The following is a 1,102-nucleotide window of genomic DNA, read 5'->3' as shown; positions in this document are numbered from 1 at the left end:
TTTTCCCATTATTCTGAGTAGTTGAATGATGCCCTTCGTGCGCCACACTTAAGGTCGTTAAACTCAATACCGCAACAGAAAAAATCGCTTTCAATACAAAATTAGTGATGTGCATGTTCAGCTCCTTTTTGCTCAGTTACTTCGTGAGTTTGAGTCGAATTTGTACCTTGAATTGGCATTGTAGATACTTGTTCATCGCTAACATTCGCCACGATTAACTTGTTCATCATCCCCGCACTCATGTGATACAACAAATGACAATGGATTGCCCATTCACCCAATTCATCCGCAGTTAATAAAGCCGTAACTGTTTTACCCGGTGGTACGATCAATGTGTGTTTATTTGGCATATCTACCGACTTTTGACCATTCTCCAGCTGCATAAACATACCGTGTAAATGCATCGGGTGCGCCATCATACTGTCATTAATAAATTTGATACGAATACGCTCGCCATATTTCACTTTTAACGGCTCAGCATCACTAAATTTTTTACCGTTAATGGTCCAAATATAACGTTCCATAGTACCGCCCAAACGCACGACCAATTCACTGCTGGCTTCACGAGTATCTTTTTGCGGCTCTAACGATTTTAAATCGCTATATTGCAAAGCTTTATTACCTGCAGGTGTAGAGGCATTTGCCCAACCATAAACCACTTGATCATTTTTTTGCGGTTTTACTGCGCTATGCTGTGAATGATCCGTGCCTTTCATATCGCCATGGTTCATTTTCGAATGATCCATTCCTGAATGATCACCACCACCATGTCCCATATCTTCCATAGTCAAAAGCGAGCGTGGACGTGGCTGAGGCATATGCATGCCGTGTGTCACAGGATTTAGTTCATTGTGTAGCGTACCAATCGCATAACCTGAACGGTCAATTGACTCAGCTTCAATTTGATAATGTCCACCTTTTGGCTCCACAATCACATCATAAGTTTCAGCCGTACCAATACGGAATTCATCTACAGAAATGGGTTTCACAGGCTGACCATCAGCACTAACCACAGTCATTTTCAAGTTAGGAATACGGACATCGTAGAAAGACATCGCAGATGCATTCACAAAACGTAGGCGAATTTTTTCATTCGGTTTAA

General features: G+C 41.7%; 1 protein-coding gene. It reads right to left on the bottom strand.

Translation table 11 applies throughout. The annotated features are described in order from the left end of the window. Positions 1-101: 101 nt before the first annotated feature. Positions 102-1,102: multicopper oxidase domain-containing protein (locus FTV42_RS17250; protein ID WP_180039283.1), on the bottom strand; the 1,001-nt coding region annotated here is incomplete at its 5' end.

The organism is Acinetobacter sp. YH16052 (assembly GCF_013417155.1).
In the GTDB taxonomy this organism is placed as follows: domain Bacteria; phylum Pseudomonadota; class Gammaproteobacteria; order Pseudomonadales; family Moraxellaceae; genus Acinetobacter.
This window is presented reverse-complemented; position numbering and strand designations above follow the sequence as displayed.